14 protein-coding genes are annotated in these 15,020 nt (G+C 59.1%); 11 read left to right on the top strand and 3 right to left on the bottom strand.

Features of this window, described 5'->3' with window-relative positions:
* Positions 1–95: 95 nt before the first annotated feature.
* The 4 genes from SE15_RS06845 to SE15_RS06830 all read left to right on the top strand — a co-directional run bounded on the left by SE15_RS06845 (position 96) and on the right by SE15_RS06830 (position 5,795).
* Positions 96–662 carry a carboxypeptidase-like regulatory domain-containing protein gene (locus tag SE15_RS06845; RefSeq protein ID WP_054521379.1) on the top strand — a complete coding sequence of 189 codons (567 nt, stop codon included), beginning with the start codon at positions 96–98 and terminating at the stop codon, positions 660–662.
* Positions 663–1,137: 475 nt separating this feature from the next.
* Positions 1,138–2,091, top strand: coding sequence for a hypothetical protein (locus tag SE15_RS14605; RefSeq protein ID WP_054521378.1), 954 nt, complete (start codon positions 1,138–1,140; stop codon positions 2,089–2,091).
* Between the two features lie 356 nt (positions 2,092–2,447).
* Positions 2,448–2,894 (top strand): CBS domain-containing protein, encoded by a 447-nt coding sequence (locus SE15_RS06835; RefSeq protein ID WP_054521377.1) that lies wholly within the window; start codon positions 2,448–2,450, stop codon positions 2,892–2,894.
* Positions 2,895–3,278: 384 nt separating this feature from the next.
* Positions 3,279–5,795, top strand: a complete 2,517-nt coding sequence (locus SE15_RS06830) for an ATP-binding protein (RefSeq protein ID WP_054521376.1) — start codon at positions 3,279–3,281, stop codon at positions 5,793–5,795.
* Positions 5,796–5,951: 156 nt separating this feature from the next.
* Here the strand turns inward: SE15_RS06830 and SE15_RS06825 are convergent, their stop codons facing one another.
* Both SE15_RS06825 and SE15_RS06820 read right to left on the bottom strand, forming a co-directional pair.
* Positions 5,952–7,169: an MFS transporter gene (locus SE15_RS06825; protein ID WP_054521375.1), complete on the bottom strand. Its 1,218-nt coding sequence runs from the start codon at positions 7,167–7,169 to the stop codon at positions 5,952–5,954.
* Positions 7,166–7,747: a Chromate resistance protein ChrB gene (locus tag SE15_RS06820; protein WP_054521374.1), complete on the bottom strand. Its 582-nt coding sequence runs from the start codon at positions 7,745–7,747 to the stop codon at positions 7,166–7,168. The genes SE15_RS06825 and SE15_RS06820 overlap by 4 nt, the downstream gene beginning before the upstream one ends.
* Before the next feature lie 180 nt (positions 7,748–7,927).
* Between SE15_RS06820 and SE15_RS06815 the strand changes: the two genes are divergently transcribed.
* Genes SE15_RS06815 through SE15_RS06805 form a run of 3 tightly spaced genes read left to right on the top strand, consistent with a single transcriptional unit; the run spans position 7,928 to position 10,813 of the window.
* Positions 7,928–8,281: a hypothetical protein gene (locus SE15_RS06815; RefSeq protein WP_054521373.1), complete on the top strand. Its 354-nt coding sequence runs from the start codon at positions 7,928–7,930 to the stop codon at positions 8,279–8,281.
* Positions 8,282–8,283: 2 nt separating this feature from the next.
* Complete coding sequence (locus SE15_RS06810) at positions 8,284–9,273, top strand: sodium:calcium antiporter (protein ID WP_054521372.1); 990 nt, start codon at positions 8,284–8,286, stop codon at positions 9,271–9,273.
* Positions 9,274–9,322: 49 nt separating this feature from the next.
* A complete protein-coding gene (locus tag SE15_RS06805; protein ID WP_054521371.1) occupies positions 9,323–10,813 on the top strand; it encodes a serine hydrolase in 1,491 nt (496 codons plus the stop codon).
* On the opposite strand, the gene SE15_RS06800 is transcribed toward SE15_RS06805, so the two are convergent.
* On the bottom strand, positions 10,810–11,496 hold the full coding sequence (locus SE15_RS06800) for a metal-dependent hydrolase (protein WP_054521370.1): 687 nt from the start codon (positions 11,494–11,496) through the stop codon (positions 10,810–10,812). The genes SE15_RS06805 and SE15_RS06800 overlap by 4 nt on opposite strands.
* Positions 11,497–11,704: 208 nt before the next feature.
* Here SE15_RS06800 and SE15_RS06795 point away from each other — a divergent pair, with 208 nt between their 5' ends.
* The 4 genes from SE15_RS06795 (at position 11,705) to SE15_RS06780 (ending at position 15,017) form a co-directional block, all read left to right on the top strand.
* The gene (locus SE15_RS06795; protein WP_054521369.1) at positions 11,705–12,430 is read left to right on the top strand and encodes a GntR family transcriptional regulator; all 726 of its coding nucleotides are present in this window, start codon (positions 11,705–11,707) and stop codon (positions 12,428–12,430) included.
* Positions 12,431–12,454: 24 nt separating this feature from the next.
* The gene (locus SE15_RS06790) at positions 12,455–12,739 is read left to right on the top strand and encodes a PTS sugar transporter subunit IIB (RefSeq protein ID WP_054521368.1); all 285 of its coding nucleotides are present in this window, start codon (positions 12,455–12,457) and stop codon (positions 12,737–12,739) included.
* A gap of 152 nt (positions 12,740–12,891) precedes the next feature.
* Positions 12,892–14,187 (top strand): PTS ascorbate transporter subunit IIC, encoded by a 1,296-nt coding sequence (locus SE15_RS06785; RefSeq protein ID WP_201778068.1) that lies wholly within the window; start codon positions 12,892–12,894, stop codon positions 14,185–14,187.
* Positions 14,188–14,264: 77 nt separating this feature from the next.
* The gene (locus SE15_RS06780) at positions 14,265–15,017 is read left to right on the top strand and encodes a sugar isomerase domain-containing protein (protein WP_054521367.1); all 753 of its coding nucleotides are present in this window, start codon (positions 14,265–14,267) and stop codon (positions 15,015–15,017) included.
* The last annotated feature ends 3 nt before the right edge of the window (positions 15,018–15,020 follow it).

Genomic DNA, 15,020 nt, shown 5'->3' with positions numbered 1-15,020 from the left:
TTGTGGGATAGAGTATCTGGGTTGAGTAATATCAACCCAGATACCTTAAATAAGGCATTGGGTTGAGAGGGTTGTAAAAAAGAAAGTGGGCTGTTATGAAAAAAGAGTTTCGGGTTTTGCTTGCATTGCTGATTCTTTTGTTTTTCAATTCATGCAATTCGGTATCTTCTCCGGTTACCACCAGCGTTCCTACAGAGGTCTTGGGGGACTATCCTGTACCAGAAAAATTGGGTAATTTAACAACCTATCCGGTTCCGGGCAACGCCTCAATAACCACCGAGACGGTTAGCCCGGCTCTATCGGGTACTGCGCCAGACCCACTTCCCGGAAAAGGGTCAATTAGCGGGGTTCTGGTTTCTTTTACCAGCCACATGGTATTAAAGGACACCCTCTTTTATTTAAAACCTATTACTGGTGGGGATTTTCCCCGCATATTCGTCGGACCTGAACCAGAAAAGGGAGATATCGTCTCGCGTTCTGATGAAGAAGGACGGTTTTCCATCAATAATTTGCCCCCAGGAAATTACATTCTGGTAGTAGAGGCTTATTATGATTGGCTGGTGGCGCTGCAATCTCCGGAAGTTAATTCGCCTCCTTTGATAATAAACGTGCAAGAGGGGAAGAAGCAGTCTTTAGGCGTCGTTAATGTAGGGGGGCCGTGAGTTACTCCTTTTTCTAAAAAACTTATAAAATACCAAGAATCTAACCGGCCCTCTTGACTTTTCGTGGCTTGCCGTTATAATGAAATTACAAAAGTCTAATCACTGTTGTGGATGTTCTTCCTTGCAGGCGGCGTTGAGCCGGGTGCGGTGCGTGATGGTCGCCCGCCCAGACCCCGAAAGGTCTGGGCCACCCCCCCGGGGAGCCAGTGACGAAACCGGCCTTACCATCCAAGGCCGGTTTGTGTTTTTTCCGCCGTGCAAGGAGATGATCTTCAATTGGCGGCGATGACGCGCAGGTCTGTTTTTTGGTCGCTTATCGGTTTGTTGCCGAGAGGGCCTGCGCCGAGCCAATAGCGAAACCGGCCAGTTGTTACCCCGGCGGGGCCTCTGCGCCAAGCGGCGTGGAGCATGTTGTGCCGGGTGTGGGGAGTTCCACGGCAACGGCTTTATCTACTGCCTTAGAAAGGGTTTCGCTATGAACCAACAACCAGTTTTACCTTATCGTCTCCTCTCCCGTATCCTTTATTTCTTCGGAGTGGTGGCCCTGTTGGCCGGGCTGGGGCTCAGCCTGCTGGCAACCCCCGTCGGTGCCCAGGGGCCACAAAAAGATCAGGATCTTCAACTCAACCTTTCCCACATCAAATGCGTGGACGGACGGGTGGAGATCCACTTTGTGTTGTTAAACGTTCCGAAGGGGGTAACTCCTGGCAATTTGACCTTTACGTACAACGATGGCACGTCCACTCATACGGTCACCGTGTCGCCGGGGTCTCGAAACGGTAATGTGTGGCATTATTACAGTTATCGGGCGCCCGGTTATTACAATGTGACAGCGGCCTCGGTCAGCGTCAACGGCCAGACCGTGACTCTGCACAATCCGGGGAGTTATGCCGGCACCTACTGCACCCCTCCGACCCAGGCATCGCCCTCACCCACAACGGTGACGCCCGAGCCGACGACGGTGACGCCCCCACCCACGACCGAGACGCCCGAGCCGACGACGGTGACGCCCTCACCCACGACCGAGGCGCCCGAGCCGACAACCGAGACACCTGTTCCGACGACCCCCACCGAAGCCACTGTGTTGCCACCGGGAGATACCTCCACCCCCGCCCCTTCAGAGACGGTGGTGCCTACCACTGAGACGCCGGTGATCACCGAGGAACCCCCTGTAAGCACCGAGACGGCCATCGTCCCGCCCACGGGCCAGGATCCCACGGCTACTCCACAACCCTCCGTCGCTCCCACCTTACCGCCGCCTCCTGCGCCTTCGAGCGGGCAACCCGGCCTGCTCATCCCGGTGACCGGCGCCGACCAAACCCAATCCACACCGCCGATTGCGTCTTTCCTGACCTTCCTCGGAATGGCCCTGCTGGGTCTGGGTCTGCTCACTCAGAGCGCGGCGCGGCGCGTGGAAGTCCGGCGCTAACCCCTCTGGGATAACGCCCTTTTGAGCCCCTGCCGCTGGTGGGGGCTCTTTGCTTCCAGGGCCGCAAGCGGCAGGGGCTGCCTGGGGTCTGGGGGTTGACTTGAACGGGTAAATTTGATAGGATTTATCTACAAAAGAAATAACCTGCAAAGCGGTGCAACCCAGGACCCATCGCCAATGCGGTCACGGCGGCTTTGTGATATGATGAGAGTAGCGCAGGAATCTGCGCCAACACCCTAATGGCGTTCGGGTCCGCCGCAGAGTTAATCGGCCCAAAGCGGCGGGTATTGGGTTCAAAAATATCCTCTTGTGCGTTCGTCTCTCACCATCCCACTCAATTCCAGGAGGCTACCTTGATGAACACAGTGCGGCATATTCTTCAAGTCAAAGGGGATTACGTGTGGTCCATCGGCCCGGATGCAACCGTCTATGAGGCCCTGCGCATGATGGCAAACAAGGATGTGGGCGCTCTGGCCGTCATGGAGGGTGATCGCCTGGTCGGCATCATTTCTGAGCGTGATTACGCGCGCAAGGTGATTCTGCATGGCAAAGCCTCCAAAGACACGCTGGTGCGTGAGATCATGACCACCGAGCTCTACCCGGTGCATCCCGATCAGACGGTGGAAGAATGCATGGAATTGATGACCTATAAACGCACGCGCTATCTGCCGGTCATGGAGGGAGAGCGCCTGCTGGGCATCATCTCCATCGGAGATGTGGTCAAAGATATCATCAGCCGCCAGCGCCGGATCATCAGCACGCTGGAAGACCGCCTCAAAGAGGGCGGCCAGGGCGGACTCTAGGTTGCCGGCTCGGTGGACGTGCCTGGGTTCGCCGGCGCGCGCCCGCGCATTGAGGAGCACAGCCGCGGCGCACGGCGCTGGCCTTTCTGAGCAACCCGCCAACTGGCGGGGTAAAGGGCCTGTTGCCGTGGTCCGTTTGTGAGGGGGCCTTCAGGGGCTGCCCCCTTATCGCGAGGGGGTATCGTGCCGCTGGGGGCTCTGGGGGGCGTAGCAGGTCGAAAAGTGGGGCGGGTCGGTGTGGAGTAGATTGTCCTCACCCTGGTAGATGTCTGCGGTCGGAGGGCATTTTGGGGGACCATCTCCATATTTCCTGTTGGCAAGCGATTGCGTGAAAGCCGGAGATGCTTTATCATCATTCCAGAACCTGTTTGGTTAGGAGAGCCCATGAAATCATCTCCGTTTTTCCTCGGGCGCACGGTGGTGGAGGACCCCGCCCAGGCCCAGCCAGTGCTGTATGATCCTGATGATTTGACCACCCACGGGGTGATTGTCGGCATGACCGGCTCGGGCAAGACCGGCTTGCTGATCGGTATTCTGGAAGAGGCAGCCCTGCACGGCATTCCTTCCATCGTGATTGACCCCAAGGGCGATTTAACCAATTTGTTTCTGCACTTTCCCGACCTCAAGCCGGAGGATTTTGAGCCGTGGATTGACCCCGAAAGCGCGCGCCGCGAGAACATGAGCGCGGCCGACATGGCCGCCAAAACAGCGGAAAAATGGCGGAACGGCCTGAGCAGTTGGGGGCTGGGGCGCGATCATTTGCTGGCGCTTCAGCAGGCTGTGGATTACGTGCTCTATTCACCCGGCTCAACCGCCGCCGAACCGGTCAACCTGCTCTCGTCCTTCGCCCCGCCGGCCGGTTTGAATTGGGAAGAGCACGGGGAAATACTGCGCGAGCGCATTTCGGCAACGGTGACCGCCCTGTTGGGGCTGGTGGGCTTGAAGGATCTCGATCCGCTGCGCTCGCGCGAGCATATTTTGCTTGCCAACCTGATCGAAACGGCCTGGAGCAAGGGGGCTGCGCTGGACCTGAGTGAACTGATCTTCCAAGTGCAGACCCCGCCTTTTGAGCGGTTGGGGGCGTTCCCGGTAGATCGCTTCTTCCCGCCGAAAGATCGCTTTGAACTGGCGGTTTTGCTAAACAACTTTTTGGCTTCGCCCTCCTTCCAGGCATGGGTGCGCGGGCAATCCATGGACCCGCAGGCCTTTCTCTACACCCCCGAAGGGCGTCCGCGGATGAGCATTTTCTACCTGGCACACCTCAGCGAAGCCGAGCGCATGTTCTTCGTCACCCTGCTGTTGGCGAACGTCGAATCGTGGATGCGTACCCAGCGGGGAAGCAGTGGCTTGCGTGCCCTGCTGGCGTTCGACGAAATTTACGGGTATTTACCGCCCGTCGCCAACCCGCCCTCACGCCCGGTGCTTTTACGGCTGCTCAAGCAGGCACGCGCTTTTGGCCTGGGGCTTCTGCTGGCCACGCAGAACCCGGTAGATGTGGATTACAAGGGCCTGTCCAATGCCGGGACGTGGTTCATCGGACGACTGCAAACCGAGCAGGACAAAGAACGCCTGCTAGACGGTTTGCAATCCATTGAGGGCGGGGTGAATCGCGCGGAGTACGGGCGCATGATCTCGGCCCTCAAGCCGCGTACTTTCTTGCTCCACAATGTGCACCAGCGCGGAGGGGTCCAAATCTTCTCCACCCGCTGGTGTTTGAACTACCTGGCGGGCCCGCTTACCCGGGCCCAACTGAGCGGGTTGAAAGCGCTGGGCGCGGCGCCCGAAGGACCCGCGCTGCCGATCACGACCACCGCTCCGCCGGAAGCATCGCGTGTCCCGGTTGGAGCGGGGGCTGCGGTCTCCACTGTGGCACCGGCAGCCCCTTCGGCCAGTCCCACCGCGCCGCCACCGCTGACGCGCACGCCTCCGGCCCCACCTGCGGGGGTGGCGGCATTTTTCCTGCCTCCCGAGTTAAGCCTGAGTCAGGCGCTTGCCAGCCTGGGGGCGACCTTGAGCGGATCGGAAAAACCGGAAGGGTTGATCTACCGCCCGGCGCTACTCTTTCAGGCCGAGGTGCGCTACCTGGATCGGCGCGCTGGCGTTGATGTTGCCCAGCGGGTGACCTGCCTGGTGGATGAGCCGCACAGCGCACGCATTGCCTGGGAAGAGTGCCAGCGCGAGCCCTTCGATCCTCGCAAACTGGATCCCCAGCCGTTGCCTGAGGCCCGCTTTTATCCCCTCCCGGCGGCATTTACCAATGCCCGGACCATTACCGCGGCGCAGAAGGATTTCCTGGATTGGGTCTACCGGCGGAGCGGCCTGCGCTTGCTGGTCAATAAGGCGTTAAATCTGTACGGCAAACCGGAAGACACGGAAACCACCTTCCGTGCCCGCTGCGAGGAGGCAGCCCAGCAGGCGCTGAAAGACGAAGTGGCGAAAATTGAGCGCCAGTTTGAAACCAAACTGGATGCACTTGCACGCCGGGTGGAGCGCCAGCAAGTCATTGTCAAAAAATATGAGGATGAAGTGGGGCGCCGCCGCCTGGAAGAACTGGGTACGGGGGCAGAATTGCTGATGGGGCTGTTCGGCGGGCGCAAGCGCAGCATCTCCAGCGCCCTCTCCAAAGGGCGCATGACCGCAAAAGCCAAAGCCGAGCTGGAAGCCGCCGAGAAGGCGCTGGATGCTCTGAAGGATGAGTACGATGACCTCAACCGGCAGAAAGAAGCCGCGATTCGCGAGGCACGGGAGCGCTGGGCGCGCGCGGCGGCGGAGATCACTGAAATCACGCTGAACCCACAGCGCAAGGACATCTTCCTTGAGATTAGCGGGCTGGCATGGGTCCCCGTGTATGTGGTGCAGACGCAGGGGCAAACGTTGGAGGTCCCTGCTGTGGCACAATAAGGAGCCTCCCTGCCCGCGGCGCGCTTGGCGTTGAGTGGCAATCCTGCTAGGTAAGGGCAGGACAAGTCATGACTTGCCCTGCCCTTAAGGTGCGCCGGGGGTTCAAATTCCTGCGCAGCGCGATTCGGCCGAGGGGGTTGAGCTGGCCGCCTGCGCTCAGGCGGTTGAAACTGCCGAGGGGTAGGAGCGTTGTAGCGCCCCGAACGCCACCAGAGCCAGGACTTCGACCCCGACTACAAAGATGAAGAGTCCCGACAACGACCGTTCATAGAGCAGGCCCATGGCCGTCCCGCTGATGAACCAGGCGGCCCCGTAAAGCGTGTTGAAAATGCCATAAGCCGAGGCACGCCGGGCTTTACCGATCATATCGGCGATGGCTGCCCGCATGACCGTCTCATGCGCCGACATCACCACCCCCCACAGCACCACACTGATCAGCGCCAGCGAGATGCTGTGTGAAAAACCCAGGAAGGGGATCGGCAGGGTCAGCAGTGGAATCAGCAGCATTCCCTTCAGGCCAATGCGGTCGTAGATGCGGCCGATTCCCAGCGCTGCAACGGCATCTACGCCCATGGTCAGAGCGTAAAGGAAGGCAATTCGGTCGGGGGGAAACAGGCCAATGGCATTCCAGTGGTAAGCCAGCACGGCGAAAGTGGCAAATCCTGCCACACTAAACAGAGTAAACAGGGCGTAGAAGGTAAATGCACGGGGCAGGCGCGTGCTGGTTAAATCGGCAGCGCGGCCTTCCTTTTCAAGGAGTTCAGGGGTGGGCACCCGCAGGCGGGCCAGCGCCAGGGTGATCAGCATCAAGATGGCCGGGATCCATAGCAGGTTGAACCCATCGCGGTAGGATTGACGCACGGCAAAGACCAACCCGAAGAGCAGTGGCCCGGCTACGCCGCCAATCTGGTCTATAAACTCATGCAGGGCAAAGCCCCGTCCGCGCCCGGTTTGGGCAGTAGCGTGGGAAAGGATGGTATCGCGCGCCGGGGAGCGAATGGCCTTGCCGATGCGCTCCAAAATGAGCAGTGCCGCGGCCAATTCCCAGCGGTTTACAAAGGCCAGCAGAGGGATACACAAAATCAGGCCGTAGCCGATGAAGGTGGCGGCCCAATAGGCCCGGGTACGATCGGCCAGGTAGCCGCTGACCAGGCGCAGGGCATAACCGAGGAATTCACCCAGCCCGGAAACCATGCCCACTGCCGCGGCGCTGGCCCCCAGGAAGAGCAAATAAGGGCCGGCAACACCGCGCGCAGTTTCATAGGTCACATCTCCTAAGGCGCTGACAATGCCCAGAATGAGGATCAATTGCCAGGCGAGGCGTTGGCGTTGCGATTCACTTTGAGCAATCGGTGAAGATGAAGTGGGTTTCATGGGGCAGCATCTCCAGTATCAAAGGATTGGGATGAGGAAACCGCCGGGGGTTCCAGCCCCTGGCGGCGATAAACCTGACTGACAAAGGTGGCAAAGGCCTGTTGACAGGCTTCCAGGGCGCGGCTGGCAGGCTCTGCTTGGGTGGCGCCGAAGAAATCACGCGCGCGTATCTTGTTCAGCCAATGCTCCATTTTTTGCAGGTCTTCTTCGATTTCTTCCATCTCGGCAAAGGTGAATTTTTCTTGCCGGGTCTCTTTGGCGATTTCGGCCAGAAAATCCTGGCAGCGCCCCAAAAATTCTTGGTACTCCTCGTCGCGGTCGGCGCAAAAACGCTCGCGGATGAGTGCTTCCGCTTCAGGGGGATGGGCCTGGGCGCGGAACACAAAAGCCTCGCCGCCTTGCTGGCGAATGGAGCCCTGCAGATCATTCAGCTGTTGCCAGAGATCCTCGCGCTCGGGCAGCACCCACACGCCGTTCTGCAAACCCAGGGCGCCAATTTGGCGCATCTTACGCCAGACCATGACCCGCAGGCTGGAAGGGGTGGCCGGAAGTTGGGGCAAGAAAAGCAACCACTGCACCGGAATACCCTCGTTGAAACAAATGTTGCATGAATTATAACACCCGGCATGGAAATATGCAACACTTGTTTCATTCTATCCAATGGGCTCAGCATAGAGACCTGTGTGGGGATGCAGCAATGGTAAAATCAGGGAGCGATGTTCTATGCGATATTTTTTGTTACGAAAGGATGCGCAGGCATGTACCTGGTGCTGATGGTGGTGGATGACGAACGTTTTGTAGATCCCTTGTTGACGCGCTGGGAGCAAGCCGGGGTCAGTGGGGTCACCATTGTGGAAAGCACGGGCTGGGCGCGCCGTAGTCGCAAGCGCCCTTTGGCCCTGCGTTACCTGTATGGGCAGAGCGGGGGCCGTGAGGTTTTAGGCAATTACACTCTGCTGGCCATTGTGCCGGATGAAGTGATGGCCCGGCGCTGCCTCGAAGAGGCTGAGGCCCTGATTGGCGACCTGGATCAGCCCGATACCGGCGTTTTCGCGGCCTGGCCTCTGGCTCTGGCTAAGGGGGTCCCTTTACGGTTGGCGGATGAGGGTTAGCCATGGTCTGGCTGATTTTCCTGGTCAGTTCGGGCGTGATCGTTTTGGCAGCGGTGCGCCTGGCCGAATATGGGGATGTGATTGCCTTACGCACTGGATTGGGGCGGCTTTTTGTGGGGGCCATCCTGATCGCGGCGGCCACCTCCCTGCCTGAGGTGTTGACCACCGTCAATGCCATTGCCCAGGGGCAGGCCAACCTGGCGGCGGGCAATCTTCTGGGCAGCAATATGTTTAACATGGCCCTGCTGGCTGTGCTGGACCTGGTCTTCCGCCGGCGGCGCATCCTGCGCACGGCAGCGCTCAAACATGCTCTTTCGGGCAGTCTGGCCGTGCTGATGATCGGTATGGCGGTCCTTTTCATCATGGCGGACATTCCCTGGCAGATTGGCTGGGTAGGTGGCGATAGCCTGCTCATCATCCTAGCCTACCTGCTGGCCGTGCGCCTGCTGCAACGCCACCAGCACATGGCCGGGGTGAGCATGGAGGAGGAGATCATTCCTCCCGGCACACCCAGCCTGGGAGTGGCCTTGTTCGGCTTTGGATTGGCCACCGCGGCGCTGATGTATGTGACGCCCTGGCTGGTGCGCAGCAGTGCCGAAATCGCTGAAATTACCGGGTTGGGGACTACGTTTATCGGGACCACACTGGTGGCCCTGGTCACCTCCCTGCCCGAATTGGTGACCACCGTCTCTGCGGCTCAATTAGGTGCTGATGACATGGCCATTGGCAATCTTTTTGGTAGTAACCTGTTTAACATGTTTGCGCTAGGGCTGGCGGATTTCTTCTACACGCCGGGGCGCTTTCTGGTGGTTATTGACCCGGCCTTTGTCCTGGTTGGGTTGCTGGGGTTGATCCTGACGACATTGGCGCTGGTGGGTAATCTGATCCGGCTGGAGCGTCGTTGGGGAATGCTGGAGGCCGATGCGCTGCTGATTGGGGTGGTGTATCTGGCCGGGCTGTGGCTGTTGTATCAGCGCGGGATCACGCCGTGAAATCTCCGGTGGTAAAATACCCGCGGCTGTAATTTAGGAGGCGCCTGCATTGCGAAGAAGCAATAGTCCCATCATCCTGCGTTGGGTTTCGGTCATCCTGATCCTGCTGGCCGTGCTCCTGACGGTCATTCAACTGGTGCGCTTTAGCCGCTTACGGGAGACGTTCCCGGCGGGAACGCGCATTGCCGGCGTGCCGGTGGGCGGGTTAGACCGTCAGCAGGCCGCTCAGCGCCTCACTCAGGTCTACGGCCTGCCGGTTGAACTGCGCTACGGGGATGCCATCATTCAGTTGCGTCCCTCTCAGGTAGATTTTCGCCTGGATCTGGAGGGGATGCTGGCGGCGGCCGAACAACAGCGCCTGACGCAGCAGTCCTTCTGGCAAGCGTTCTGGGACTTTTTGTGGAATCGCCGTCCCGGGGCGGTGGAGGTGCCGTTACGCGCCACCTATTCACAGGCACGTCTGCGCGCTTTCCTGGAAAGCGAGGTGGCGCTGCGCTATGATCAGCCCCCTACGCCGGCAGAACCCATCCCCGGCACCACCACCTTTAATCCGGGGAAGCCGGGGACGGTCATGGACGTGGAACGTACGTTAACCCTGGTGGATGCGGCCTTGCGCAGTCCCACTCGCCGCACCGTCAATGTGGTGTTTGCCCAAACCGCGCCGCCGCGCCCCTCCCTGCAGAACCTGGAGGTGATGCTGCGCCAGGTCTTAAGCACCAACAATTTTGACGGCGTGGCCGAAATTTATCTGCTTGATCTGCAGAACGGGCAAGAACTGGACCTGGCTTATGCGTATGGGCAGAGAGTACCGCCGGGGATTGCATTCACGGCCGCCAGCACGATGAAAATTCCGATCATGGTTTCGGTGTTCCGGCGCCTCGAAGAGCCCCTGCCGGCCGAGATCACCAGTCTGATGGAAGCCATGATTGAATTCTCGGAAAATGACCCGGCCGATCGCCTGATGGAGCAGGTGATGGATAAAAACCTGGGGCCGCTCATGGTCACCGAAGATATCCGGACGTTGGGCCTGGAGAACACCTTCCTGGCCGGTTTCTTCTACCCCGGCGCGCCTTTGCTGCGTCGCTTCCAAACCCCCGCCAACCAGCGCACAGATGTCTCTACCGATCCGGATCCTTATAACCAGACCACGGCCATGGATGCCGGCACCCTGCTGGGCGATATCTACCAATGCGCCCAGACCGGCGGGGGCACCTTTGCCGTGGCCTTTCCGGGCGCCATCACGCAAAGCGAATGCCGTCTGATGATCAACTACCTGGCACGCAACCGCATTGCCGTGCTTATCGAAGCTGGCCTGCCGGAAGGAACGCAAATTGCCCACAAGCACGGGTGGGTGACCGACCCGCGCGATGGGCTGATTCACACCATTAGCGATGCCGGGATTGTGTACACGCCGGGTGGCAACTACGTGCTGGTGATCTTTCTATATCACCCGGTCCAGTTGCTGTTTGACCCGGCCAACCTGCTCATCGCCAATCTGAGCCAGGCCGTGTACAACTTCTACAATCTTACCGGGCACTAGGGTAGGGTGAACGACTCACCGGGGCGCAGCAGATGGACTTTGGCGGGGGTTTCCTGCTCTACCCGTGCGGCCCAGGCGCGGGCATCCTGCGCGATCAGGTTGAAGGTGTCATAGTGAATGGGGATGACATGCCTGGGCTGGAGCAACTTAACCGCGCGTAGCGCGTCCTCAGGCCCCATGGTGTAGTTATCGCCAATAGGCAGGACCGCCAGGTCAATGCCCTCCTCGCCAATCAGGCGCATGTCGCCGAATAGACCGGTGTCGCCCGCGATGTAGATCTTCTTGCCCTCGTTGGTGGTGATCAGAAAGCCGGCTGGGTTGCCACCGTAGGAGCCATCGGGCAGGGCAGAGCCGTGGAGCGCCTGGGTGAGTTTCACATAGCCGAAGGGATGACGATGCCCGCCCCCGATGTGTTGGGCGTGGGTCTTGACGCCCTTTGTCGCCAACCAGTTGCAAATCTCGAAGTTGCTGATGACCAACGCACCGGTGCGTTTGGCGATGCTCACTGTATCGCCGATGTGGTCGCCATGGCCGTGGCTGATCAGGATGAACTGAGCCGGTACTTTGTTGGCGCTGGTGCTGGCGGCAGGGTTCCCGCTGAAGAACGGATCAACCAGGACGTCGTAGTCTCCGATCTTTAGCCCCAATGTAGCATGTCCATACCAGGTGAGGGTAACACTCATGGCACACCTCCAGAATAAAGCGCGGTTTGGATAAGCGACTGTATTTGATTGATATATAAATGTTACCCCAAGCCAAGGGGCAAATGCAACCGGGGCTAAGGGGGATTTTGGGGTGAATGCCCCCGAAACTTTCTTAACCTTAAAAAAATTTGACACGGAAATAAAATTTTTGTATAGTCTATAGTGGTATAGACCAGACTTGACCAGTATGGAACTTAACGCCAACAGTCCCATCCCCCTCTATATTCAGTTGAAAGAGTTGCTCGTGCGGCAGATCCGCCGTGGGGAGTTGCACCCGCATGATCGCTTGCCTTCAGAGCGCGAACTGAGCGAGCAGTACGGGATCAGCCGCATGACGGTTCGCCAGGCCCTGCAACTGCTGGTCAAGGAAGGGGTGCTGTACACCGCGGCCGGTAAAGGCACTTACGTGAGCGAGGTGCTCTTTGAGCAGGACCATGCCTTGACCGGGTTTTCCGAGCAGATGCAGCGCGCCAATCTGCGGGCTTCCAGCCGTGTGTTGGAGGCCACCGTTATCCCGGCGGCACCCTATGTGGCGGGCAAACTGGAAGTTCCACCTCACAGCGGCGTGATTTTACTTAAGCGCCTGCGCCTGGCGAACGAAAAGCCGATTGCCATTGAAACAGCCTATCTCTCCCAAAATCTGTGCCCCGATTTACTGAAGCATGATTTCTCCCAGGTCTCGCTTTATGCGGTATTACGGGAGGAGTACGGCCTGGTTCCCACCTCGGCCCTTCAGGTGGTGGAGGCGGCATTGGCCAACGTGGAAGAGGCTCGTCTGCTGGAATTGCATCCCCCGGCGGCGGTGCTGCGTATGGAGCGGGTCACCCGCAATGTTCAGGATGTTGTGCTTGAATATGTGGAATCGGTGTATCGTGGGGATCGCTATAAGTTCTACGCCCATCTTCGGGCATAAACCCTGATCTTAAGGAGGCCTATCATGCTCACAATTCTGACCGTCTGCGGCGTCGGCATGGGAAGCAGTCTGCTCTTACGCATGTACACCGAGGATGTGCTCAAAGAACTGGGCGTTGAAGCCCAGGTCCAGGCCTCGGATGCCACGCAGGCACGCGGGGCACGGGTGGATCTTATCCTCACCTCGCCAGCGCTGGTGCCGGTTTGCTCGGGGGGGCACGCACCAGTGCGGGCGATTAAGTCGTTCGTCAATAAAGAGGAAATCCGCACCGTGCTGACCGAGTTCCTGAAGGAGAAGGGGCTGATCTGAACGGGGGGAGCCCGCAAAGAACAGAAAGGAGGTGGTTTTATTGTCATAAGGTGAGAGACCCATCTTGCGGCTTGCTCGTCGGTTTATAAAAGTAATCGGCCTTTGCAGATTCGATCATCTCATACGTATGCCCTTCGGGAGGAAGATTTCCTATGGATACTCTGATCAAAATTGCTCAATTCATTGCCGATAACATTTTTAGCCAGCCCGCTATCCTGGTGGGTTTGATCGCCATGGTTGGCTTGCTGGTGCAAAAGAAGCCCTTCAGCGATGTGGTCACCGGGACAATCAAGACGGCAGTGGGGTTCCTGATCATGTCGCGCGGGGCGGGCATTGTGGTTGAAGCGCTGAATAATTTCACCCCCATTCTTCAAAGCGCCTTCGGTTTACCGCAGGTGGAATTGGGTGGCATGGGCCTGGACAACCTGATCGCCACCTACGGTGGCGCGGCCAGCCTGATCATGGCGTTCGGGTTCATCATTCATGTTTTGCTGGCGCGGTTCACCAAGTTCAAATACATCTACCTGACCGGCCACTTGATGTTCTGGATTGCGTTGGTGCTGGTGGCGGTTATGCTGGAGATCAACCCCAACATCTCCATGTTCACCATGGTGGCGGTTGGCTCAGTCATCATTGCGCTGTACTGGACCTTCCAGCCGGCTTATATCCAACCCTGGATGCGCAAGGTGACCGGCACCGATGATCTGGCGCTGGGTCACACCTCGTCCAGTGGTGCCTTCCTCTCTGCAGTGTTGGGCAAGTACGTGGGCAGGCCGGAAGACAGCACCGAGAAGTTGAGCCTGCCCAAGTGGCTGACCTTCTTCCGCGATGTGACGGTGGCTACCGGGGTGGTGATTGCCGTGGTGGTGATCATTGCGGCACTGGTAGCCGGCCCGGCGGCGGTGGCCGACAAGGCAGGTTCGTTGAACTACATTGTTTACGCCATCCTGCAGGGGTTGATCTTTGCGGTGGGTATCACCGTCCTGCTGGTGGGTGTGCGCATGGTGCTGGGTGAGATCATCCCCGCTTTCCGCGGTATTGCCCTGCGTATTGTTCCCAATGCCAAGCCGGCGTTGGACTGCCCCATTGTGTTCGACTATGCTCCCACGGCAGTGCTCTTTGGCTTCCTCTCCGCCTTTGTGGTCTTCATCGTCCTCATGGTGATCTTCGGCGCACTGGGGTGGGCCGTGATCGTCCCGCCGATGATCATGCTCTTCTTCCCCGGCGGTACCTGCGGTGTGTTTGGTAATTCTACCGGTGGTGTGCGCGGGGCCATCCTGGGTGGCGCGATCAATGGTCTGTTCCTGGCCATTGGTCAGGCCATTACCATGCCCATGTTGAGCACCACCGCGCCGCAACTGGCTCAGCTGGCCGACCCCGACTGGTACATCATCATCTGGGTCTTCAAGCCACTGCTCTCGCTGATCCTGCCGCTCTTCGGCGGCTAGCAGGTAGGTCCATTTATGGGCGGTCGGGCGAAACCCCCCGACCGCCTATCCTGTTCACACAAGGAGGGTTCTTGCTCATGGACGCAGCATCGGGAATGGAGCGCTATTTCGAGGTCGTCTTCCAAACGCTGGAAACTGTGCGCCGGGCGGAGGCCACCACGATGAGCCAGGTGGCTGAACGGATCACGACCTCACTGGCTCAGGGGGGGGTGCTCCATATTTTTGGCGCTGGTCATGCACATTTGCTGGCCGAAGAGATCAGTTACCGCGCGGGCGGGCTGGTGCCGGTCAACCCCATCCTGGATATTGGTTATACATTGATGGCCAATCCGCCTTCGCGCACCACGGCGCTGGAACGCCTGGAGGGCTATGCCCGCACCTTGATGGAAGGTTATGACCTGCGCCCGGGTGAGGTGCTGATTGTGTTTTCCCAATCTGGGATCAACCCGGGGCCGGTCGAGGTGGCGCTGTACGGTAAGGAGAAGGGGCTGACCGTGGTTGCCATCACCTCCCTGACGCAATCGCGCAACCAGGCCAGCCGCCACTCCAGCGGCAAGCGGGTGTTTGAGATTGCCGATCTGGTGATTGATACCCACATTCCCCCCGGCGATGCGGCGGTGGAGATTGCACCGGGGCTGCCTCGCGTGGCTCCGCTTTCTACCGTGGTGGGGGCGGCCATTTTACAGGCGCTGGTGGCTGAGGTGGCAGCCCGCTGGTACCATACGCAGGGCACTCCCCCGCCAGTGTGGATGTCGGCCAACTTGCCTGAGGGGGATCGCTACAATCAGCAGTGGCTGGCAAAGTTCCCCAGCCGGCGCAAACCCTTCTAGGGG

This window comes from Thermanaerothrix daxensis, assembly GCF_001306145.1.
Lineage (GTDB): Bacteria > Chloroflexota > Anaerolineae > Anaerolineales > Anaerolineaceae > Thermanaerothrix > Thermanaerothrix daxensis.
The sequence above is the reverse complement of the archived record's forward strand: the minus strand, read 5'-3'. Positions and strand labels throughout refer to the sequence as shown.